At 66.9% G+C, this 21128-nt stretch carries 23 protein-coding genes; 16 read left to right on the top strand and 7 right to left on the bottom strand.

Annotated elements, in window-relative coordinates:
- Positions 1-5 precede the first annotated feature (5 nt).
- The 4 genes from CDOO_RS08495 (at position 6) to CDOO_RS08480 (ending at position 4733) form a co-directional block, all read left to right on the top strand.
- On the top strand, positions 6-995 hold the full coding sequence (locus tag CDOO_RS08495; protein ID WP_051063948.1) for a bifunctional riboflavin kinase/FAD synthetase: 990 nt from the start codon (positions 6-8) through the stop codon (positions 993-995).
- A gap of 23 nt (positions 996-1018) precedes the next feature.
- Positions 1019-1969 (top strand): nucleoside hydrolase, encoded by a 951-nt coding sequence (locus CDOO_RS08490; protein ID WP_018021018.1) that lies wholly within the window; start codon positions 1019-1021, stop codon positions 1967-1969.
- 111 nt (positions 1970-2080) lie between these two features.
- Complete coding sequence (gene rpsO, locus CDOO_RS08485; protein WP_018021019.1) at positions 2081-2359, top strand: 30S ribosomal protein S15; 279 nt, start codon at positions 2081-2083, stop codon at positions 2357-2359.
- A 136-nt stretch (positions 2360-2495) separates the two neighbouring features.
- Positions 2496-4733: a polyribonucleotide nucleotidyltransferase gene (locus tag CDOO_RS08480; protein ID WP_018021020.1), complete on the top strand. Its 2238-nt coding sequence runs from the start codon at positions 2496-2498 to the stop codon at positions 4731-4733.
- A gap of 148 nt (positions 4734-4881) precedes the next feature.
- Here the strand turns inward: CDOO_RS08480 and CDOO_RS08475 are convergent, their stop codons facing one another.
- The 3 genes from CDOO_RS08475 to CDOO_RS08465 all read right to left on the bottom strand — a co-directional run bounded on the left by CDOO_RS08475 (position 4882) and on the right by CDOO_RS08465 (position 6386).
- Positions 4882-5547 (bottom strand): AMIN-like domain-containing (lipo)protein, encoded by a 666-nt coding sequence (locus tag CDOO_RS08475; RefSeq protein WP_018021021.1) that lies wholly within the window; start codon positions 5545-5547, stop codon positions 4882-4884.
- A gap of 71 nt (positions 5548-5618) precedes the next feature.
- A complete protein-coding gene (locus CDOO_RS08470; protein ID WP_026159223.1) occupies positions 5619-6005 on the bottom strand; it encodes a VOC family protein in 387 nt (128 codons plus the stop codon).
- Positions 6006-6014: 9 nt separating this feature from the next.
- Positions 6015-6386, bottom strand: a complete 372-nt coding sequence (locus CDOO_RS08465; protein WP_018021023.1) for a hypothetical protein — start codon at positions 6384-6386, stop codon at positions 6015-6017.
- Between the two features lie 77 nt (positions 6387-6463).
- On the opposite strand from CDOO_RS08465, the gene dapB reads away from it, so the two are divergent.
- From dapB to CDOO_RS08430, 7 genes are all read left to right on the top strand, one after another.
- On the top strand, positions 6464-7210 hold the full coding sequence (gene dapB / locus CDOO_RS08460) for a 4-hydroxy-tetrahydrodipicolinate reductase (RefSeq protein WP_018021024.1): 747 nt from the start codon (positions 6464-6466) through the stop codon (positions 7208-7210).
- A gap of 6 nt (positions 7211-7216) precedes the next feature.
- A complete protein-coding gene (gene thyX, locus CDOO_RS08455) occupies positions 7217-7966 on the top strand; it encodes an FAD-dependent thymidylate synthase (RefSeq protein ID WP_018021025.1) in 750 nt (249 codons plus the stop codon).
- Between the two features lie 47 nt (positions 7967-8013).
- Positions 8014-8922: a 4-hydroxy-tetrahydrodipicolinate synthase gene (gene dapA / locus CDOO_RS08450; RefSeq protein WP_026159224.1), complete on the top strand. Its 909-nt coding sequence runs from the start codon at positions 8014-8016 to the stop codon at positions 8920-8922.
- 2 nt (positions 8923-8924) lie between these two features.
- A complete protein-coding gene (locus tag CDOO_RS08445; protein ID WP_018021027.1) occupies positions 8925-11054 on the top strand; it encodes a ribonuclease J in 2130 nt (709 codons plus the stop codon).
- An 84-nt stretch (positions 11055-11138) separates the two neighbouring features.
- Positions 11139-11756 (top strand): TIGR03085 family metal-binding protein, encoded by a 618-nt coding sequence (locus tag CDOO_RS08440; RefSeq protein WP_018021028.1) that lies wholly within the window; start codon positions 11139-11141, stop codon positions 11754-11756.
- A 56-nt stretch (positions 11757-11812) separates the two neighbouring features.
- A complete protein-coding gene (locus CDOO_RS08435) occupies positions 11813-14761 on the top strand; it encodes a DNA translocase FtsK (protein ID WP_018021029.1) in 2949 nt (982 codons plus the stop codon).
- A gap of 167 nt (positions 14762-14928) precedes the next feature.
- Complete coding sequence (locus tag CDOO_RS08430; RefSeq protein WP_018021030.1) at positions 14929-16074, top strand: TerC family protein; 1146 nt, start codon at positions 14929-14931, stop codon at positions 16072-16074.
- 6 nt (positions 16075-16080) lie between these two features.
- Here the strand turns inward: CDOO_RS08430 and CDOO_RS08425 are convergent, their stop codons facing one another.
- The gene (locus CDOO_RS08425; protein WP_018021031.1) at positions 16081-16368 is read right to left on the bottom strand and encodes a YciI family protein; all 288 of its coding nucleotides are present in this window, start codon (positions 16366-16368) and stop codon (positions 16081-16083) included.
- A gap of 45 nt (positions 16369-16413) precedes the next feature.
- Here CDOO_RS08425 and pgsA point away from each other — a divergent pair, with 45 nt between their 5' ends.
- The 4 genes from pgsA (at position 16414) to CDOO_RS08405 (ending at position 18799) form a co-directional block, all read left to right on the top strand.
- Positions 16414-16983, top strand: a complete 570-nt coding sequence (pgsA, locus tag CDOO_RS08420; RefSeq protein WP_018021032.1) for a CDP-diacylglycerol--glycerol-3-phosphate 3-phosphatidyltransferase — start codon at positions 16414-16416, stop codon at positions 16981-16983.
- On the top strand, positions 16980-17510 hold the full coding sequence (locus tag CDOO_RS08415) for a CinA family protein (protein ID WP_018021033.1): 531 nt from the start codon (positions 16980-16982) through the stop codon (positions 17508-17510). Before pgsA ends, CDOO_RS08415 begins: the two co-directional genes overlap by 4 nt.
- 6 nt (positions 17511-17516) lie before the next feature.
- Positions 17517-17855 (top strand): helix-turn-helix domain-containing protein, encoded by a 339-nt coding sequence (locus tag CDOO_RS08410; RefSeq protein ID WP_026159225.1) that lies wholly within the window; start codon positions 17517-17519, stop codon positions 17853-17855.
- Positions 17856-17932: 77 nt separating this feature from the next.
- Positions 17933-18799, top strand: a complete 867-nt coding sequence (locus CDOO_RS08405; protein ID WP_018021035.1) for a PspA/IM30 family protein — start codon at positions 17933-17935, stop codon at positions 18797-18799.
- A 24-nt stretch (positions 18800-18823) separates the two neighbouring features.
- Here the strand turns inward: CDOO_RS08405 and CDOO_RS08400 are convergent, their stop codons facing one another.
- The 3 genes from CDOO_RS08400 to CDOO_RS08390 are packed head-to-tail and all read right to left on the bottom strand — an operon-like array spanning position 18824 to position 20710.
- Positions 18824-19438 carry an energy-coupling factor transporter transmembrane component T family protein gene (locus CDOO_RS08400; RefSeq protein ID WP_018021036.1) on the bottom strand — a complete coding sequence of 205 codons (615 nt, stop codon included), beginning with the start codon at positions 19436-19438 and terminating at the stop codon, positions 18824-18826.
- Positions 19435-20145: an energy-coupling factor ABC transporter ATP-binding protein gene (locus CDOO_RS08395; protein ID WP_018021037.1), complete on the bottom strand. Its 711-nt coding sequence runs from the start codon at positions 20143-20145 to the stop codon at positions 19435-19437. The genes CDOO_RS08400 and CDOO_RS08395 overlap by 4 nt, the downstream gene beginning before the upstream one ends.
- Positions 20126-20710: a biotin transporter BioY gene (locus CDOO_RS08390; protein ID WP_018021038.1), complete on the bottom strand. Its 585-nt coding sequence runs from the start codon at positions 20708-20710 to the stop codon at positions 20126-20128. Before CDOO_RS08390 ends, CDOO_RS08395 begins: the two co-directional genes overlap by 20 nt.
- A gap of 81 nt (positions 20711-20791) precedes the next feature.
- On the opposite strand from CDOO_RS08390, the gene CDOO_RS08385 reads away from it, so the two are divergent.
- A complete protein-coding gene (locus CDOO_RS08385) occupies positions 20792-21007 on the top strand; it encodes a DUF3046 domain-containing protein (RefSeq protein ID WP_018021039.1) in 216 nt (71 codons plus the stop codon).
- Positions 21008-21128 lie beyond the last annotated feature (121 nt).

Below are 21128 nucleotides of genomic sequence, written 5' to 3'. Positions count from 1 at the left end.
AGGACGTGATTATTTGGGACGGCCCGGACGAGGTACACGGAGATCTGGCGGCCAGCGTGGTGACCATCGGCGTCTTCGACGGAGTTCACCGAGGTCACCAGCGTCTCATCAACACCGCCGTGCACGCCGCCCGCGAGCGCCGGCTGCCCGGAGTGCTGGTCACCTTTGATCCGCATCCGAGGGAGATCTTCACGCCCGGTGACACCCCGCCGCTGCTGACCACCCGCGGCGAGCGCGAACTCATGTGCGCGGAACTGGGCATCGACGCGGTGCTCGTCATCAACTTCGCCCGGGAGCTCGCCGGCCTCAGTCCCGAGGACTACTTCCGCACCCTGCTCGTGGACACCCTGCACGCGCAGTACGTGGTCGTGGGGGAGAACTTCACCTTCGGCGCCGGCGCGGGCGGCACCGCCGACACCATGGTGGAGCTGGGAGAGAAGTACGGCGTGGAGATCAAGATTGTGCCGTTGCTTCACGACGACGGCGAGCGCGTCTGCTCCACCCTCATCCGCGACAGCCTCGCCGCGGGCGAGGTCTCCGCGGCGGCCTGGGGGCTCGGGCGGCCCTACTCGCTCACCGGAGAGATCGTGCACGGCGCGGGCCGCGGGGGAGCCGAGCTCGGCTACCCCACCGCGAACCAGTACTTCGCCGAGTCCGTTGCGGTCCCCGGTGACGGGGTCTATGCGGGCTGGTTCGTCGTCGAGGGCGACGGGCACATCGACGGCGACATGCAGCCCGAACTGTCCTACCCGGCCGCGGTCTCCGTGGGCACCAATCCGACCTTCGGCGACCACGAACGCTCGGTCGAGTCCTTCATCCTCGACCGCCGCGCCGACCTCTACGGGCACGTGGCCACCGTGTATTTCGTGGAGAAGATCCGCGACATGGTGAAGTTCAACTCCGTGGACGAACTCCTGGAGAACATCGGCCGAGACGTCGAACGCACCCGCGAGGTGCTCATCGACGCCCCGCGCCCCAAGCCGCTGGGTTACTAGAACCCCTACGAACGGAGAGCACCATGACCACCAAAATCATCCTCGACCTCGACACCGGCATCGACGACGCGCTCGCCCTGGCCTACGCCCTCGGCTCCCCGGAGCTCGAGCTCATCGGCGTGACCGGCACCTACGGCAACGTGCTCGTGGAGACGGGCACGCGCAACGCCCTCGCCCTGCTGGAGCTCTTCGGCTCCCCGGACGTGCCCGTCTTCGCCGGCCCGACCCACGCCTCCACGAGGGACTCCTTCGAGGTGCTGCCCATCTCTGAGTTCATCCACGGCAAGAACGGCGTCGGCGAGGCCGTGCTGGCCGAGCCCACCGCGCAGGTGCAGGAGAAGTCCGCGGTGGACTTCCTCATCGAGTCCGTCCGCGAGCACGGCGACAACCTCGTCATCGTGCCCACCGGCCCGTCGACCACCATCGCCGCCGCCATTGACGCCGATCCGTCCTTCGCGGAGAACGCCCGCATCGTCATGATGGGCGGCGCGCTCACCGTCCCGGGCAACGTCTCGCCCGTGGCCGAGGCCAACGTCAACCAGGACCCGGAGGCCACCGACCGGCTCTTCCGCACGGCCGCGGACGTCACCATGATCGGCCTGGATGTCACGCTGCAGACCCTGCTCACCTACGAGGAAACCGCGCAGTGGCGGGCGCTGGGCACCCCGGGCGGTGACTTCCTCGCCGAGGCCACGGACTACTACATCAGGTCCTACGAGACGAACTCCCCGCACCTCGGCGGCTGCGGCCTGCACGACCCGCTGGCGGTGGGCGTCGCGGTGGATCCGTCGCTGGTGGAGCTTTTCGACGTCAACCTCAAGGTCGACACCGAGGGGGCGCTCCGCGGCCGGGTCATCGCCGACGAGACCCGCCTGAACGACCCCGTCAAGACCGCCCACGTGGCCATCAACGTGGACAAGGAGCGGTTCGTCTCCGAGTTCATGCGGCGCATCACCGGTTTGGTTTCCCGCTAACCCGCAGGTAACATCACCCGAGGCTTTAAGCGACTGCGGTCCACAGCAGCCGCGCCTACCGCGAAGGCGGTGACCATTCATGTGGACTGAAACAACTACTAGGAGATCACCATGTCCGTTGGCGCCCAGAGCACCGAACGCAAAAAAGAAGTACTCGCCGAGTTTGGTCTGCACGAGACCGACACCGGTTCACCCGAGGCACAGGTCGCACTGCTGACCGACCGCATCAAGAATCTCACCGAGCACCTGAAGTTCCACAAGCATGACCACCACTCCCGTCGTGGTCTGCTCCTGCTGGTCGGCCGTCGTCGCGCCCTGCTGAAGTACCTGGCGGAGTCCAACGTCGACCGCTACCGCGATCTCATCTCGCGCCTGGGCCTGCGCCGCTAATCGTTTCACCCTCAACGCCCGTCGACCTACGTCGACGGGCGCTGTCGTGTTTCCACCTGCTACGCTCGGTGCGTCCAGACTCGCAGGGCGGCACCGACGATCGCCCTACACCCCAATTCAGGAGTGACATTTACATATGAGCAGCAATAACGCTGTGGAATTCGTCGTCGACGACGAATTCGGCATCACCGAGGCAACCGCCACCATCGACAACGGCGACTTCGGTACCCGCACCATCCGCTTCGAGACGGGCCAGCTGGCCCGCCAGGCCGGGGGAGCGGTGACCACGTACCTCGACGAGGACAACATGCTCCTCGCCACCACCACCGCGTCGAACAACCCCCGCGAGGGCCTCGACTTCTTCCCGCTCACCGTCGACGTCGAAGAGCGCATGTACGCCGCGGGCCGGATCCCGGGTTCCTTCTTCCGTCGTGAAGGCCGCCCCTCCACCAACGCGATCCTCGCCTGCCGCCTCATCGACCGCCCGCTGCGCCCGACCTTCGTCAAGGGTCTGCGCAACGAGGTCCAGGTGGTCATCACCGTGATGAGCCACAACCCGGACGACTACTACGACGTCGTGGCCATCAACGGCGCTTCCGCCGCCACGCAGCTCTCCGGCCTGCCGGTCTCCGGCCCGGTCGGCGGCGTGCGCATGGCGCTGATCTCGGACGACCAGCACAAGGACGGCCAGTGGGTCGCCTTCCCGAACCAGCTGCAGCGCGACGCCGCCGTCTTCGAGATGGTCGTCGCCGGCCGCTTCGTGGGCAAGAACGACGTGGCCATCATGATGGTCGAGGCCGGCGCCGGCGAGGACACCGTCCAGCAGGTCAAGGACGGCGCCCCCATGCCGACCGAGGACGTCATCGCCGAGGGGCTCGAGGCGGCCAAGCCGTTCATCCAGATCCTCTGTGAGGCGCAGGTCGGCCTGGCCAAGCGCGCGGCCCGCGAGAAGCAGGACTTCGTCCTCTTCCCGCCCTACACCGACGAAGTGTTCGCGGCCGTGGAGAAGAAGGCGTCCAAGCGCCTGGCCAAGCTCATCACCACCCCGGGCAAGGCCGAGCGCGACGAGGCCACCAACGCCTACATGGTCGAGATCGAGAACGACCTGCTGGAGTCCTTCGGTTCCGCCGACGAGGTTGCGGTGGGCAAGGAGATCCGCGCCGCCTACAACGCCCTGATGAAGAAGATCGTGCGCGAGAAGATCCTCACCGAGGGCTTCCGCATCGACGGCCGCGGTGTCACCGACATCCGCGACCTCTCCGTCGAGGTCGAGCTCATCCCGCGCGCACACGGCTCCGCCCTGTTCGAGCGCGGCGAGACCCAGATCCTCGGCGTGACCACGCTGGACATGCTCAAGATGGAGCAGCAGATCGACGCGCTGACCCCGGAGACCTCCAAGCGCTACATCCACCACTACAACTTCCCGCCGTACTCCACCGGCGAGACCGGGCGTGTGGGTTCCCCGAAGCGCCGTGAAATCGGCCACGGAGCGCTCGCGGAGCGTGCCCTGGAGCCGGTCATCCCCTCCCGCGAGGACTTCCCGTACACCATCCGCCAGGTCTCCGAGGCGCTGAGCTCCAACGGCTCCACCTCCATGGGCTCGGTCTGTGCCTCGACCCTGTCGCTGTATAACGCTGGTGTTCCCCTCGTGGCTCCCGTGGCCGGCATCGCCATGGGCCTGGTCTCCGATGAGGTTGACGGTGAGCAGAAGTACGTCGCCCTGACCGACATCCTCGGTGCGGAGGACGCGTTCGGCGACATGGACTTCAAGGTCGCCGGCACCTCCGAGTTCATCACCGCGCTGCAGCTGGACACCAAGCTCGACGGCATCCCGTCCGAGGTGCTGGTGGATGCCCTGAATCAGGCGAAGGACGCCCGCATTCAGATCCTGGACACCATGGCCGAGGTCATCGACGGCCCCGACGAGATGAGCACCCTCGCGCCGAAGATCACCTCGGTGAAGATCCCCATGTCCAAGATCGGCGAGCTCATCGGCCCGAAGGGCAAGAACATCAACGCCATCACGGAGGAGACCGGCGCGAACATCTCCATCGAGGATGACGGCACGGTCTACGTCTCCGCCACCTCGGGCGAGTCGGCGGATGCGGCGATCGACAAGATCAACTCCATCGCCAACCCGCAGCAGCCCAAGGTCGGCGAGCGCTTCCTCGGCACCGTGGTGAAGACGGTCGCCTTCGGCGCCTTCATCTCGCTCACCCCGGGCAAGGACGGCCTCGTGCACATCTCCAAGCTCGGTGGCGACGAGCGCATCGAGAAGGTCGAGGACGTGGTCAACGTCGGCGACAAGATCCAGGTGGAGATCGCGGACATCGACAACCGCGGCAAGATCTCCCTGGTCCCCGTCGAGGACTAGATTGCGGCGGGGTTGAAAACCCCTGCGCATGGAGAGGAGCACCCCGAGGCCGGAAAGCCTCGGGGTGCTCGTTCTTATGTCCGCCCTCAGGTCAGCGACACCGTCACCCTGGACCTGGTGGGGCAGGGACGCAGGGATTCAGTCGCCCCTAGTTCTGGATGTCCACCACGAGCCGCGGCGGGTTCTCCAGGGTGGTGACAGTGTACGGACGGGGTTCGCCGTCCAGGCCGATGACAAACTGGGCCTGTCCCTCGAAGATGCCGTTGTGGCTGACCCCGGTGACCGCCCCGCCCGCGGCACCGGTGGGGCCGACGGGGAAGGTGGAGTCCGGCCCGGCGGGCAGCGCCACGCCGTTGGCCATGAGGTCGATGGCCGTGCCGCCCTGGTATTCGATGGGGAAGCCGGAGGCCTGCTGGCGCGGCTCGTCGGTGTAGGACGCGAACCAACCCGGGGTGCCGGTTCCCGCGAACTCGATGACCACGCGGTCGAAGCCGGAGTGCTGGCCCGCGCGCACGTCCACGATGGACAGGTCCCACTCGCCGACGGGCTGCTGGTTGCTGGTGTCCGTGGTGCCCTGCGCGCCGAGCGACTGCTGCACGGTGTCGTCCGCCGGGGCACCGGTCTCGGTGACCACCTCGGTGGTGGTCGCGGGGGTGGACTTCGCGGGCGAGGACGTCATCGTGGTGGTCTGGGGCGCGGACGACGTGTTGTTCGTGTCCTCCTCGGGACCGCACGCGGCGAGCGTCAGCGCGGCGAGGGCGGCGGCAGCCGTGAGAGAAAGGGTCCTGTGTGATCCAAGTGCCGTAAGTGTCATAACTGACAGATTAGATTGTCCGCTCCCCGGGGAACAGTCCGGGCCGGAAACCTTGTCCGGATTGTGACGCCCTACTGCGGCTGCGCCAGCTGGATGAGATTGCCGCAGGTGTCGTCGAACACAGCGACCTTCACGGTGTCCATGTCCGTCGGCTCCATGGGGAAACGCACGCCCAGGCCCGACAGGCGGGTGAACTCCGCGTCGAGGTCATCCGTCTCCAGCTGCGTCGCCGGGATGTCGTTGTTGTACAGGTGCTCGTAGTAGGTCACGGCCGCGTCCATGCCGCGCGGTTCGAGAAGAATCTCCGTGCCGTCGGGGTCGGCGGGGGAGACGACGGTGAGCCACCGCGCGCCGCCCGCGGGCACGTCGTGGCGGATCTGCATGCCCAGCGTCCCGGTGTAGAAGGCCGCGGCCTTTTCCTGGTCGGTGACGGGGATCGAGGTCAGGGTGACTCGGATGCTCATGATCTAGTCTTTCTTGTCGAAGGCGTGCCGGACAATGTCGGTGAACCGGGCGAGGGTCTCGTCCGCGAGCTCGGGGGTTTCGGCGCGGAGGAACCAGGCGGCGTCGACAAGCTGGGTCTCGGTCGGCTGGGTGTCCTCGGTGACGCCGATGGACATGACGTCCTCGTCCACGCGGAAGAACACGAGGACGGGGGAGCTAATCGACGCCGCGTACCCGCACCCGCCGTACCACAGACGGGGCTGCCCGAACCGGGCGGCGATCTCGTGCAGCGCCGCGCCGACCTCGGGGTAGGGATCCGGCCAGGAGGCGATCTTCTCCCCGACCATGGCGAGGTTGTCGGCCTGCTTCTCTTCCGTGGACTTTCTCTGTGCCATGCGTGCCAGGGTAACAACCGACGCCCCCTAGGATGGGTGGCGAACTGAACCCAGCGAATTGCAGAAGGAGTATCGCCATGGCGATCAAGGTCGGAGTTATCGGGGCGCGGGGACGAGTGGGCAGCGCCGTCGTCGACGGGGTGAACGCGGCGGAGGATCTCGAGCTGGTCGCCGAGGTGGACCAGGACGACTCCCTCGAGCTGCTCACCGAGAACGGTGCCGAGGTCATCGTGGACTTCACCACCCCGGGTTCGGTCATGGACAACCTCGAGTTCTGCATCAACCACGGCATCCACGCGGTCGTGGGCACCACCGGATTCGACGACGAGCGTTACGGGCAGGTCCGGGAATGGTGTGAGGAGAAGCCGTCCGTGGGTGTGCTCATCGCCCCGAACTTCGCCATCTCCGCCGTGCTCACCATGGCCTTCGCCCGCCAGGCGGCCCCCTTCTTCGAGTCCGCCGAGGTGGTGGAGTACCACCACCCCCACAAGCTCGACGCCCCGTCGGGCACCGCGGTGAAGACCGCCCAGGGTATCGCCGAGGCGCGTCGCGACGCCGGTATGGACGCCATCCCTGACGCCACCGAGCAGGCGCTCGAGGGCTCGCGCGGCACGGACGTCGACGGCGTGAAGGTCCATGCCGTGCGCATGACGGGCATGGTCGCGCACGAGGAGGTCATCTTCGGCACGCAGGATCAGTCGCTGACCATCCGCCAGGACTCCTACGGCCGGACGTCGTTTGTTCCGGGCGTGCTCACCGGCGTGCGCCAGGTGGCGGATCGCCCCGGACTGACCATCGGCCTCGACTCCTACCTGGGGCTGTAGTAACCGGTGGCCACCGCAGTAGAACTAGACGTCCAGCTCATCGCCGCCACCCGGTTCACCCCGCCGGCGGACATCGCCTTCGAATCGGGGGATGACGGCCAGGCGCTCGTCGAATTCGCCGGCCGTGCCTGCTACGAATCCTTCGACCGGCCCAACCCGCGCACCGCGGAGACCGCCGACTACCTCCGCCACATCATGGAGGTCGGCCACGACGGCCTCCTCGAGCATGCCTCGGCCACCCTCTACATCCGGGGCATCTCCCGCTCGGCCGTGGGGGAGCTCATGCGGCACCGGCACTTCTCCTTCTCCCAGCTCTCGCAGCGTTTCGTCCACCCCGACGACGCCGAGGTCGTGCTGCCCGACGCCGTGGTGGGCGACGAGGAGCTCACCCGGCTGGTCCTGCGCGCCGCCGATGAATCCCGTTTCGTCTACGACGAGCTACTGCGGGCGCTGGAGGAACAGCTCGGGGAGGAGTCCAACGCGCTGCTGCGGAGGAAGCAGGCCCGCCAGGCCGCCCGCGCCGTGCTGCCCGGTGCGACCGAATCGCGGGTGGTGGTCACGGGCAACTACCGCGCGTGGCGCCATTTCATCGCCGCCCGGGCCACCGAGCACGCCGACCGGGAGATCAGGAAGGTGGCCGTCGCCTGTCTGCGGCTGCTGCGCGAGGAAGCTCCGGTGGTCTTCTCCGACTTTCACATCACCCGGCTGACGGACGGATCCGAGATGGCGGCCAGCTCGATCGTCTCCGGCTACTGACGGGTCGCTCACACCCCGGCGGTCGGGCACCTGTACCCTAAGAGTCCATGAGCACAGGTTTGACCGCGAAAAACGGAATCGATGACTTCGGTGTCGTCAGCGTAGCCATGGTCACCCCCTTTGACGCCGACGGCGCACTCGACGTGGCATCCGCCCGTCGTCTAGCCGTGCACCTGGCGGACAATGGTGTGGATTCCCTGGTACTCGCCGGAACCACCGGTGAATCGCCGACGACGTCGGTCGCGGAAAAACTGGAACTGCTCACAGCTGTCAAGGACGAGGTGGGCGACCGGGTGAAACTCATCGCCGGCGCCGGAACAAACGACACCGCACGCAGCGTCGAGCTGGCCAGGGCATCCGCCGAGGCCGGCGCTGACGCGCTGCTGGTGGTGACGCCGTACTACTCCAAGCCGACCCAGGAGGGTGTCGTCCGGCACTTCACCGCGGTCGCGCAGGCCACCGAACTGCCGATCTGTCTCTACGACATTCCGGGACGTTCCGCGACCGCCATCGAGGCGGACTCGATCCGTCGCCTCGCCGAGCTCCCCACCGTCAAGGCGGTCAAGGACGCCAAGGGCAACCTCGGGGAGTCCGCTCAGCTCATCCAGGAGACCGGCCTGGCCTGGTACTCCGGGGATGACCCGCTGAATCTGCCGTTTCTGGCACTCGGCGCCTCCGGCTTCATCTCGGTGATCGGCCACGCCGCACCGGAAGCCCTGCGACAGCTGCACACAAGTTTCGAGGAAGGCGACCTCGCCCGTGCGCGGGAAATCAACGCCAACGTACTTACCCCGCTGGTCCACCAACAGGCACGCCTGGGTGGAGCCAGTTTCGCAAAGGCAGCCCTGCGCCTGCAGGGCTTCGAGGTGGGGAACCCTCGTCTCCCGGTCGTTGAACCGGATACAGAGGACATCGAGGGTCTCCGCCGCACAATGGAAAAAGTTGGAGTCCTATAAATATGACTGAACCCCGCAAGAGCTCCCGGAAAGTCACCCGCAAGGCCGGGCCCCCGGAAGCAGACGCTGTCGCACCCGTGTTCCAGGCACCCGAGGTTCCCGCCTCGACGCCGGACGCAGCCCCCTCCCAGGCGGCTGAATCCCAGGAACCGGCCGAGAACGCTCCGCGTGAGCAGAAGAACGAGTCCCGCGAGGACAACGGCGGCAACGGCAACGGCCGTTCCCGCGGTCGCCGTGGCGGTCGCGGCCGTGGTCGCTCCGGCGGCAACGGTGGTAGCGGCAACAACGAGCGCGGAAACGGCGACCGCAGCGATCGCAGTGAGCGTGGCGACCGTAACCAGGGCGGAAACGGCAACAACCGCAACGTCGTGAAGTCCATGCAGGGCAACGACCTCACCCGCCGCCTCCCGGAGCCGCCGCAGCAGCCCCGCGGCAGCGTCCGGCTGTACAACCTCGGCGGCATCTCCGAGATCGGCCGCAACATGACCGTCTTTGAGTATGACGGCCGTCTGCTCATCGTCGACGTGGGTGTGCTCTTCCCGTCCTCGGGTGAGCCCGGCGTCGACCTGATTCTCCCGGACTTCGGCCCGATCGAGAACAAGCTCGACAAGATCGACGGCATCGTCATCACGCACGGCCACGAGGACCACATCGGTGCCATCCCCTGGATCCTCAAGCTCAAGCACGACATCCCCATCTACTCGGCCAAGTTCACGCTGGCGCTCATCGCGGCGAAGACCAAGGAGCACCGCCAGCGCCCGAAGATGATCGAGGTGAACAAGGACTCCGATCTCAACATCGGCAAGTTCCGCCTGCGCTTCTGGACCGTCGGCCACTCCATCCCCGACGCGCTCGGCCTGTCCATCAAGGTCGGCGGCAACCACATCGTCATGACCGGCGACATCAAGGTCGACCAGACGCCCTACGACGGCAAGCCCACCGACCTGCCGGCACTGTCGCGCTTCGGCGACGAAGGCATCGACCTCTTCCTGGTCGACTCCACCAACGCCACCACGCCGGGCATCTCCAATTCGGAGCTCGGCATCGAGGACACCCTGATCCGTCTCACCCAGCGTGGACGCCAGCGGGTCATCGTCTCGTCGTTCGCGTCGAACGTCTCGCGTGTGCAGATGGCGGTCAACGCGGCCGTGGCCACGAACCGCAAGGTTGCCTTCAACGGCCGCTCGATGATCCGCAACATGGAGATCGCCGAGAAGATGGGTTACCTCAAGGCACCGAAGGGCACGATCGTGTCCGTCGATGACGCCTCGAAGATGGCCCCGCACAAGGTCATGCTCATCACCACCGGTACTCAGGGTGAGCCGATGGCGGCGCTGTCGCGCATGTCGCGTCGCGAACACCGCCAGATCACCATCCGTGACGGCGACATGATCATCATGTCCTCCTCGATGATCCCGGGCAACGAAGAAGCCATCTACGCGGTGCTCAACAACCTCTCGCAGATCGGCGCCGAGGTCATCACCAACAAGGACGCCAACGTCCACGCCTCGGGCCACGGCTACGCCGGCGAGCTGCTGTTCCTCTACAACGCCGCCCGCCCGAAGAACGTTATGCCGGTGCACGGCGAGTGGCGCCACATCCGCGCGAACAAGGAACTGGCCATCGCCACCGGCGTCCCCCGCGACAACGTGGTGCTGGCGCAGAACGGTGTCGTCGTGGACCTGCTCAACGGCAAGGCCCGCGTCAGCGGCCAGCTCCAGGTCGGCCACCTCTACGTCGACGGTGTCACCATGGGTGATGTCGACGCGGACGTGCTGTCGGACCGCACCAGCCTCGGCGCGGGTGGAGCCGTGTCCATCACCTGCATCGTTGACGACGTCACCGGACGCCTCCTAGAGTCGCCCCGCGTCTCGACGACCGGTTTCTCCGACGACGACCGTGGAGTCGTTCCGGAGGTCACGGAACTGGTGGAGAACACCATGTCCGACCTCGCCGGCCAGGGTGAGAACGACACCTACCGGATGGTGCAGCAGCTGCGCCGCGGCGTCTCTCGCGCGATCGAGCAGAAGTGGAAGCGCGAGCCGGTGATCCTGCCGACCGTCATCGCCATGAACTCGGGCAGCCGGGTCATCGGGGACGAGGACGTCGAAGTTTCCCGAGAGTCGCTGTAGCGTAAATTCCGACGGTTCGCTTCATGAAAAAGACCACTCTTTTGCATGGGGCGAGCCGTCTTTTTTGGGTATACGGTGAAGTGCATGACTTTCGCTGACACCGAACGTAAGAAGCTCGCGCAACTATTTACCGAAGTCGGCCCGGATGCTCCGACCCTCTGCGAAGGCTGGGCCGCACGTGACCTGGCCGCTCACCTCTACGTGCGGGAGAACGATCCGCTCTCCGCCGCGGGCATGATGGTCGGTCCCCTGGAAGGCCGGCTGGACAACGCCATGGAAAAGCAGAAGAGCCGCGACTACGCGGAACTGGTCCGCGACTGGTCCGCGGGGCCGGCAAAACTCAACCCGATGCGGCTGATGGATCCGCTGGTCAACGGGATCGAGCACTTTGTGCACCACGAGGACCTGCGTAGGGGAGACGGGGTCGCGCGCCCCCGGGAGTTCGACGCTGAGACCACCGAGATGCTCCTCGGCAAGCTCAAGCAGATGGCCCCGATGCTGCTCCGCGGCAGTGACAAGCCTGTGATCTTGACCCCGACCGGAGGCGTGCCCATCGTCGTGGGTGCCAAGCGCGGAGTGGCCGAGCGTGGCGACGACGTTGTGCGTGTCTCCGGCGCCCCGGGCGAGCTCCTGCTCTGGGCTTTCGGCCGGGATGCCGTCGAGGTGACCATGGAGGGTGACGAGAGGTCCGTCAACCGCTAGCCGCGGGCGGTGTGGCGCATGTGATTAGTGGTGCTGCAGGCGCTAGAGTGGCCAGCATGTCTGTGAAGAATACGGCCCCAGGCCGCTCCGGGTCCTCCCGGCAGCGGCGTAAGACGGGCGCCACCCATCCGCCCACCAGCGCACTCCGCGCCGCCGAGACCGCCCCGGAGCGCACCAGCAGCGCCCTGCGCCCGGTGGGCAATGCCGTGGGATCTGTCTTCGGGGCCGTCCGGCGCGGTGCCAGCCGCACCACGCCCGACCACACCGACCACACCGACCACTCCTCCGGGAGTTCCCGCCCGCGCACCTCGGAGGCGCCCATCCAGGAGCCCAACGGCCAGGAAAACACCGAGGGATCCACCCGCAACGACGGCATCGCCCTGCTCCTGCTCGGGTTGGCCGCGGTGCTGGGGGCCTCGGTGTGGATGGACATCGCTGGGCCGGTCGGCGAGTACATCTCGCTGGCCGCACACTTTGTCATCGGTGCCGGCGCGCTCGTGCTGCCGGTGGTGCTGGTGGCGCTGGCGATCGTCATCATGCTCGATCTCAGCCCCTCCGGGACGGTGCAGCGACGGGTTGCCCTGGGTGTCGTGCTCATCGTGGTGAGCATGCTCGGGCTCATCCACCTGTTCGCCGGCGACCCGGCCGACTGGGCCGGACGCATGGTCGCCGGCGGCGCCATCGGCGCGGGCACCGGCGGCATCCTGGCCAAGGGGTTCTCCTCCTATGTCGCCGTGCCGCTGCTCATCCTCGTCATCGTCTACGGCGCCCTGAAGGTCACCGGCATCACCGTGCGTCAGGGTTACGATCTCATCGCCGACTACATCCGGGACGCCCGGAACTCCGGAGGTGAGCGCGACACCGACGACGAGGATCCCTACGGCCACGTCAGCGACGATCTCGACGACATCGCCGAGGGGCGGCCCGTCGCCCCCCGCACCCGGTCCACCCCGCGCCCGCGGGGCCGGGGCGGCCGAAACAGCCGGATGGAGAACTACCCGCCCGAGGAGACCGCGCGCGCGGCCGAACCGAAGCCGGACATTGACGAGCCACTCGACCTCTTCGACGACGAGGAGCAGCATCGCGACGCGAAGGAGGAGGCGACCGACACGACCGTGTTGGCGCGTCCCTCGCGCACGCCGGCCAGGAAACGACAGGCGCGCCCCGAGACCGGTGACCACACCGACGAGTTCCCGGCCGTGCAGGCAACCGACGCCACTGAACACGCTCGGCCCGCCGGATCCTCCGATGCCGTGGAGAATTCCCGGGAAGCCATGCGCCAGGCCATCATCGCTCGCTCCGGCATCGACCCCTCCGCAGTTCCAGCGGCGACGCCGAGGAGTGAGTCGGCACCGGCCGTCGATACGCCTCCCGCACCCCGCGTGCCCGAGACGATGTCGGACTACACCCCGCCGAGCACCGATCTGCTCATCGACGGCGAGCCGCCGCTGACCCGGACCCCGCTCAACGACCAGACCATCGAGGCCATCACGGATGTCTTCGCGGAGTTCAAGGTCGACGCTCAGGTCACCGGATTCTCGCGTGGCCCGACGGTGACCCGCTACGAGGTCGAGCTCGGCCCCGGTGTGAAAGTCTCCAAGATCACCAACCTGCAGCCCAACCTCGCCTACGCCGTGGCCACGGACAACATCCGCATCCTCGCCCCCATCCCGGGCAAGTCCGCGGTGGGCGTCGAGGTGCCCAACATCGACCGTGAGATGGTGCGCCTCGCCGACGTGCTCAACGCGCCCACCGTCGTGGCCAACCACGATCCCATGCTCATCGGGCTGGGCAAGAACATCGACGGTGACTTCGAGTCCCACTCGCTGCAGAAGATGCCGCACCTGCTCGTCGCGGGTTCCACCGGCTCGGGCAAGTCGGCCTTCGTCAACTCCATGCTGGTCTCGCTGCTCACCCGCGCGACCCCGGACGAGGTTCGGCTCATCCTCGTCGACCCGAAGATGGTCGAGCTGACCCCCTACGAGGGCATCCCGCACCTGATCACGCCGATCATCACGCAGCCGAAGAAGGCCGCGGCTGCGCTGCACTGGCTGGTCGAGGAGATGGAACAGCGCTACATGGACATGAAGTCCGCGCGGGTGCGCCACATCAAGGACTACAACACCAAGGTCCGCTCCGGGGAGCTTGTCGCCCCGCCCGGATCCGAGCGTGAAATGCGGCCCTACCCGCTCATCGTCTGTGTCGTCGACGAGCTCGCCGACCTCATGATGACCGCACCCAAGGAGGTGGAGGAGTCCATCGTGCGCATCACCCAGAAGGCACGTGCGGCGGGCATCCACCTCGTGCTGGCGACCCAGCGCCCGTCGGTGGACGTGGTCACCGGCCTGATCAAGACCAACGTGCCGTCGCGGCTGTCGTTCGCGACCTCGTCGCTCACAGACTCCCGGGTCATCCTCGACCAGGGCGGCGCCGAGAAACTCATCGGCATGGGCGACGCCCTGTTCATCCCACAGGGCGCGGGCAAACCCAAGCGCCTGCAGGGTGCGTTTGTCACGGACGAGGAAGTGCAGGCCGTAGTCGACGCGGCCAAGAACCAGGCCGACCCGCAGTACACCGAAGGCGTCACCGAGGACAAGGCCGCCGAGGCGAAGAAGGACATCGACGAGGAGATCGGCAAGGACATGGACGACCTCGTCGAGGCCGTCGAGCTGGTGGTCACCTCGCAGTTCGGTTCCACCTCCATGCTGCAGCGCAAGCTGCGCATCGGCTTCGCCAAGGCCGGCCGGCTCATGGACCTCATGGAGACGCGCGGTGTCGTCGGGCCCTCCGAGGGATCCAAGGCGCGCGACGTCCTGGTCAAACCCGAGGAGCTGGAGACGATCATCTGGATGATCAAGGGCGCCAACCCCGCCGACGCGCCGAAGGAGGAATCGGACGACTTCGACGACGATCTCTCGGACGACGGCAGCGACGATGACGGGGCCGAAGTGAGCGAAACCCGCACCGTGCAGGCCACCTACAATCCCTCGTCCGGGGCATTCTAGGCGCGTGTGTATAGTGGTCCCCGTGGTGGAGGGGAGTACCCCAACAATCGGCGATGATCGTCAACACGGTGGCTCTTCATAGCGCCCCCGGTCGCGCCAGCCCGGCAGAGCTCGGGCGGGGGAGACCTCCGGTCACTTTTTCACTCAACTGACCGGAGGAATTTTTTATGTCTGTACCCCTATGGATCTGGCTACTGACGGGCGCCGTCATCGCCGGATTCTTTGTCTTCGACTTCGTCTCCCACGTGCGCACCCCGCACGAGCCGACCATCAAGGAATCCGCCTGGTGGTCCGCCTTCTACATCGGCCTGGCACTGGCCTTCGGCGGTGTGGTCTGGGGCGTGTGGGACGGCGAGCACGGCATGCAGTACCTCACCGGCTACATCACCGAGAAGGCGCTGAGCGTGGACAACCTCTTTGTCTTCGCCCTCATCTTCGGCGCCTTCAAGATTCCCCGCAGGTACCAGCAGAAGGTCCTGCTCATCGGCATCGTCATGGCCCTGATCTTCCGCCTGGTGTTCATCCTCATGGGCGCGACGATCATCGCCGCCTGGTCCGACGTCTTCTACATCTTCGCCCTGTTCCTGCTCGCCATGGCGGCGAAGACCTTCTGGGACGAGGCCACCGACGCGGAGGAGACCGACCCCAAGGACATGAAGGTGGTGCAGTGGCTGGGCAAGGTCATCCCGATCTCCGACAGCTACCGCCGTGACCACCTGTGGTTCAAGGAGGGTGGCAAGCGCCACTTCACGCCCCTGTTCCTCGCGCTGGTGACCATCGGTTTCGTCGACGTGCTCTTCGCGCTCGACTCCATCCCGGCCATCTACGGCATCACCACCGAGGCGTTCCTCGTGTTCACCACCAACGCCTTCTCCCTCATGGGCCTGCGCCAGCTGTACTTCCTACTCGACGGCCTCCTCGACCGCGTCGTCTACCTGGCCTACGGCCTCTCGGCGATCCTCGGTTTCATTGGCGTGAAGCTGCTGCTGCACGCCCTGCACGAGAACAACATCCCCTTCATCAACGGCGGGGAGAACGTGCACGTGCCGGAGATCAACACCACCGTCTCGCTGCTGGTGATCCTGGGCATCCTCGTGGTCACCGTCGTGGCCTCGCTGATCAAGGACCGCCGCGACCGGGCCAACGGCCAGGTCAACGAGAAGGCCCGCAAGACCGACTACGACGACCACGGCAACAAGCACTACGTCGACGAGAACGGTTACATGATCGACGAGCACGGCAACGAGCTCGACTGGGACGGCAACGTCCTGGAGGGCCAGGGAGGGGACAAGACCGGCGGTCATGCCCACTAGCCCCGGCTAGAAGATACTGAGCACCGGGTTCCAGGGACGGATGTCCCTCCCGGCCAGCACGCCCTCGCGGTGGAACGGATCCTCGTCCATCACCGCGAGGGCGTCAGTCGTCTCCGCGCCTTCCGGCAACCGGAGGATGATGAGCGCCGACCCGCGCCCGTCGACGTACGGCCCGGAGGCAACCAGCGCGCCCTCGTCCTTGAGGCGGGCGAGGAACTCCCGGTGCTCGGGACGCAGCGCGACGATGCGCTCGTCGCCGTCGGGGTAGGAGTAATGGCAGGCAAAGTAGGTCATACCGCCTCATCCTAGGGGGTGGCGTGCCGGGTAGGGTGGATCGTCGTGAGCGTCGGAACTAGCACCCGCGAGGGCGAGAAGCCCTCCAACTTCAACCTGCCCAACGTGCTGACCAGCCTGCGCATCCTCTTCATTCCGCTGTTCGCCTGGCTGGTGCTGAACTCGCCCGAGGGCCCGGGCTGGCAGTGGGCCGCGTTCGGTGTCTTCGCCGCGCTGATGATCACCGACAAACTCGACGGGGACATCGCCCGCGCGCGTGGCCAGGTCACGGACTTCGGCAAGATCGCCGACCCCATCGCCGACAAGGCGCTGATGGCCGCCGCGCTGATCTGCCTCAACGTCATCGGTTCGCTGCCCGTGTGGATCACCGTGGTCATTCTCGTGCGCGAGTTCGGCATCACCTTCTGGCGTATGTTCATGCTGCGCCGCGGCCTCGTCGTCCCGGCCTCGAAGGGCGGCAAGCTGAAGACGGCCCTGCAGACCCTCGCCGTGGGCCTCTACCTGCTCCCGCTGCCGGAGTGGATGGAGCTGCCGACCTTCCTGGTGATGGTGGCCGCGGTCGTCGTCACGGTGGTCACCGGCCTGCAGTACCTCTGGGATTCGAGGAAGCAGTGACTCTCGCCGCCGAGGTGGTGGGCCTGCTGAAGCAGCGGGGCGAGACACTCTCCTTCTGCGAGTCGCTGACCGCGGGCCTGGGCTCGGCGACGATCGCCGAGGTCCCCGGTGCGTCGGCGGTCCTCCGCGGGGGCCTGGTCACCTACGCCACGGACCTCAAGTCGGGGCTGGCGGGCGTCGATACGCATCTTCTGGACCGCGAGGGCCCGGTGTCTCCCGAGACCGCGCGGCAGATGGCCGCCGGCGCGCGGCGCGTGTGCGGCTCGGACTGGGCGGTGTCGTTCACCGGGGTCGCCGGGCCCGACCCCCAGGACGGGCATGAGCCGGGGGAGGTGTTCATCGCCGTGGCAGGGCCCGACGGGGTACGCAGTGAGCGGGCGCGTATCGACGGCCGGATGCACCTCATCGCCGGTGTCGAACACTTCGCCGGTGACCGGCCGCAGATCCGCGAGTGGTCCGTCCAGGCGGGCCTGTATGCTCTGGTGAACCGAATCCAGGGAACAAATGGAAAAGGAGCGTCGTTGTAACCAATGATGACAACGAAAACAGCACTTCTCACCGCACCCGTCGCCAGCGACCAGTCACCGACCCGCGACATCCTCCTCCGTGAAGCACTCGGCATGACCCTGCGGGCGTTCCGCGCCGACCAGTCCGTCACCCTGCGCGAGCTGGCGGAGTCCGCCCGCGTGTCCCCCGGCTACCTCTCCGAGCTCGAGCGAGGCCGCAAGGAGGTCTCCTCCGAGCTCCTGGCCTCGATCTGCCACGCCCTGGGAGCCTCCGTCTCGGACGTGCTCTTCGAGGCGGCGTCGACGATGGCGCTGCCCTCGATGGTCGACGAACTCGCCAACACCAGCCCCGCCGCCGCGGAGTAAAACCGGACGAGTCGGTGTCGGCTACCATGGACCCCGATAATTAGACACCTATTGAGCTGTAGGAAAGGCCCGCAGACATGGCTAACCCCTTTGTCAAAGGATGGAAGTACCTGATGGCGCTCTTCGACTCGAAGATCGAGGAGAACGCCGACCCCAAGATCCAGATCGAGCAGGCCATCCAGCAGGCCCAGCGCCAGCACCAGGACCTCTCGCAGCAGGCTGCCGCGGTGATCGGCAACCAGCGCCAGCTGGAGATGCAGCTCAACCGTCGCCTCAGCGAGATCGAGAAGCTGCAGGCCAACACCCGCCAGGCCATCACCCTGGCCGATCAGGCGCGCAACAACGGCGACGAGCAGAAGGCCGTGGAGTACGAGAACGCCGCCGAGGCCTTCGCCGCGCAGCTGGTCACCGCAGAGCAGGGCGTCGAGGACACCAAGCAGCTCCATGACCAGGCACTGCAGCAGGCTGAGCAGGCCAAGAAGGCCGTCGAGCGCAACTCCATGCAGCTCCAGCAGCAGGTCAACGAGCGCACCAAGCTGCTCAGCCAGCTCGAGCAGGCCAAGATGCAGGAGAAGGTCTCCGAGTCCCTGAACTCGATGAACTCCATCACCTCCGGAAACACCCCGAACCTGGATCAGGTGCGCGAGAAGATCGAGCGCCGCTACTCCAACGCCCTCGGCCAAGCCGAGCTCGCCCAGAACTCCGTCCAGGGCCGCATGGCCGAGGTCGAGCAGGCCGGCGTGCACCTCGCCGGACACTCCCGCCTAGAGCAGATCCGCGGCGAGATGGCGCAGGACCGTCAGCTCTCCAGCGGTGGCGAGAAGCCCGCGATCGAGCAGGGCAACCCCTTCGACGCCACCACCGCCGACCGCGAGACGGCCACGGCGGACGTCTCCGAAGACGCGGTCGAGCGCAAGATGCGCGAACTGCGCGGCGAGTCCTAGAACCTTCCGGCCGGAAGTTCTGCGCTAGTCTCCGAAGCCCCTCGCCATGAGGGCTTCGCCGAGGGCTCGGGCGCGGCGGATGGATCGCACCATCACGGGCACACCGATAGCCCGGATGGACCATCCCGCCCCCCGGGCCTTTCGTGCGTCCGCGACCTCCCTCAGCGCGGCGAGCTGCATGGGAATCATGCGCAGGGTGAGCGAGGCCGCCAGGGTGACGGTCTCCACGGGGAACCCGTAGCGCGCCAGCGGGCCGAGCAGTCTCTCCGTCGACTCCATGAGCCCGGAGATGGTGGTGGTCAGGGTGAACAGTGCCGCCGCCGCGATGGTGCAGAGCAGGCTGAGCACGATCACGCTCGCCCGGGTGAGATCGTTCTGCCACCACTGGAACGCGCCCAGCACAAGAATGATGGGCAGCGCCGGAAGCACCTGGCCCGCGGCGATGCGCAACGGGATGCGGGCGACAACGTACCCCGCCGCCACCAGCGCCCAGGCCACCCCGGCCGCGGGCAGCGACCGGGCGAACACGGTCACCGCCAGGATGAACACCAGGAGCACGAGGAGCTTCAGCGCTCCCGGCAGGCGGTGCAGCGGGCTGTTTCCCGGGACGTAGACACCCAGGGGGATGCCGAGCTTCACGCGGTCATCCTGCTGACGTAGGTGTCGATGGCATCACGCGGTGCGCCGTCGGCGATGACCTGTCCCTCGTCCAGGCAGATAACCCGGTCGAAGTCGGCGAGCAGGTCGAGATCGTGGGTGACCACGATGAGCTGCTGCTCTAGGCGGCGGAACTCCTCCGCGATGCGGAGCCGGTTGCGCAGGTCAAGCAGCGTGGTGGGTTCGTCGGCGACGATGATCTCCGGGTCCAGCACCAGCACCGAGGCGAGGGCGAGCATCTGCTTCTGGCCACCGGACAGGGTGTGGGGCGAGTCGTCCGCGTGTTCGGTGAGGTCGAAGCGGGCCAGCACCTCGTCGGCGCGGCGCAGGCGCTCGCTCTTGGGCAGGCCGCGGCGGCGCAGGGAGAAGAGCACGTCGTCGCGGACCCGCGGCATGATGATCTGGTTGTCCGCGTCGGAGAAGATGAACCCCACGAGGGAGCGGACCTGTTTCCTGGACGTCCGGACATCCTGGTCATTGACCAGAACCGTGCCCTCGGTCGGGGTGGCCAGCCCGTTGAACAACCGCGCCAGGGTCGACTTTCCGGATCCGTTGGCACCGATGATGCCCACCCGGGATTCGGTGATCGTCAGCGAGACGGGGCCGAGAATGGTGTTCACCGCGTCCGGCCGAGCGTCGGAGGCGGCGTCGACGGTGAGGGAGACGTCGTTAAGCGAGATTACGGGCACGGGTGACCTTGCGGGACAGGAAGTCGGGGAAGGCCGCGTGCACGCCGACGGCGATGGCGATCATCACCGCGACCTTGAGGGCGTCGGGGAGGAGGAACGGGACCTGCACGGCCGCTGCCGCCGCGACCGTCATGTCCGCGCGCAGCATCAGGCCGATGGCGCCGAGGACGTACTGGATGAGCAGCGCGACGGCGCCGGCGAGGGCGAACCAGCCGATCTGCGCGGTCTGCCGACGGGCCGGCGCGCGGTAGGCGATGGCTCCGGCCACGGCGGGGGAGATAAGGTAGCCGAGGATGTAACCTACCCTCGGGCCACCGAGGGCGGACAGGACGGTCCGGCCGCCGGAGAGCACGGGCAGGCCGAGTCCCAGGCCGAGGAACAGCACGGCGACGAAGAACGCCCGCCGGGGGCCGAGGATGAGGCCGGAGAGAATGAGGATGGCGTTCTGCAGGACGATGGGCACCCCGGCGCTGCCGATGGGGATGGAGACAAAGGCGAAGACGATGACCAGGGCCGCGAATACGGCGACGTAGGCGAGATCGGCGGCGGTGCTGTTCGATTTCATGGGAAAACCTTATCTTGAACAGTGTTTAACCTGCAAACGTCGCCGTTCTGGCATGCTCGCGGGGAACGCTATGCTAGTGGAATGCGTCTGACCGAGTTCACCCGGCTGATCACCGACGAGTTCGGCGACTCGGAGGGCCGCTGGATCGCCCACTCCCACATGCTGCCGGCCCTGGGCGGTACCCCGGATGAACTCATCGAGCGCGGGGTTGATCCGCGGGTCGTATGGGACCAGCTGTGTGAGGACTTCGACATCCCCGAGGAGCGTCGGCTCGGGCACGACGTGCCGGGATTCTGAGTGGGCGGCGAAACGCCGGGCGTTCGGCTGTCTTTCGAACAGATGTGCGTGTAGATTTACGGGCGACGACCACCGCCGGTGTTAGTGTCCTGAAAAACCGACAGAGGTGACCGCCGAGGGA

Origin of the sequence: Corynebacterium doosanense CAU 212 = DSM 45436, from assembly GCF_000767055.1 — a bacterium.
In the GTDB taxonomy this organism is placed as follows: domain Bacteria; phylum Actinomycetota; class Actinomycetes; order Mycobacteriales; family Mycobacteriaceae; genus Corynebacterium; species Corynebacterium doosanense.
Note: the sequence above shows the minus strand (reverse complement) of the source record. Positions and strands in the feature narration are given on the sequence as shown.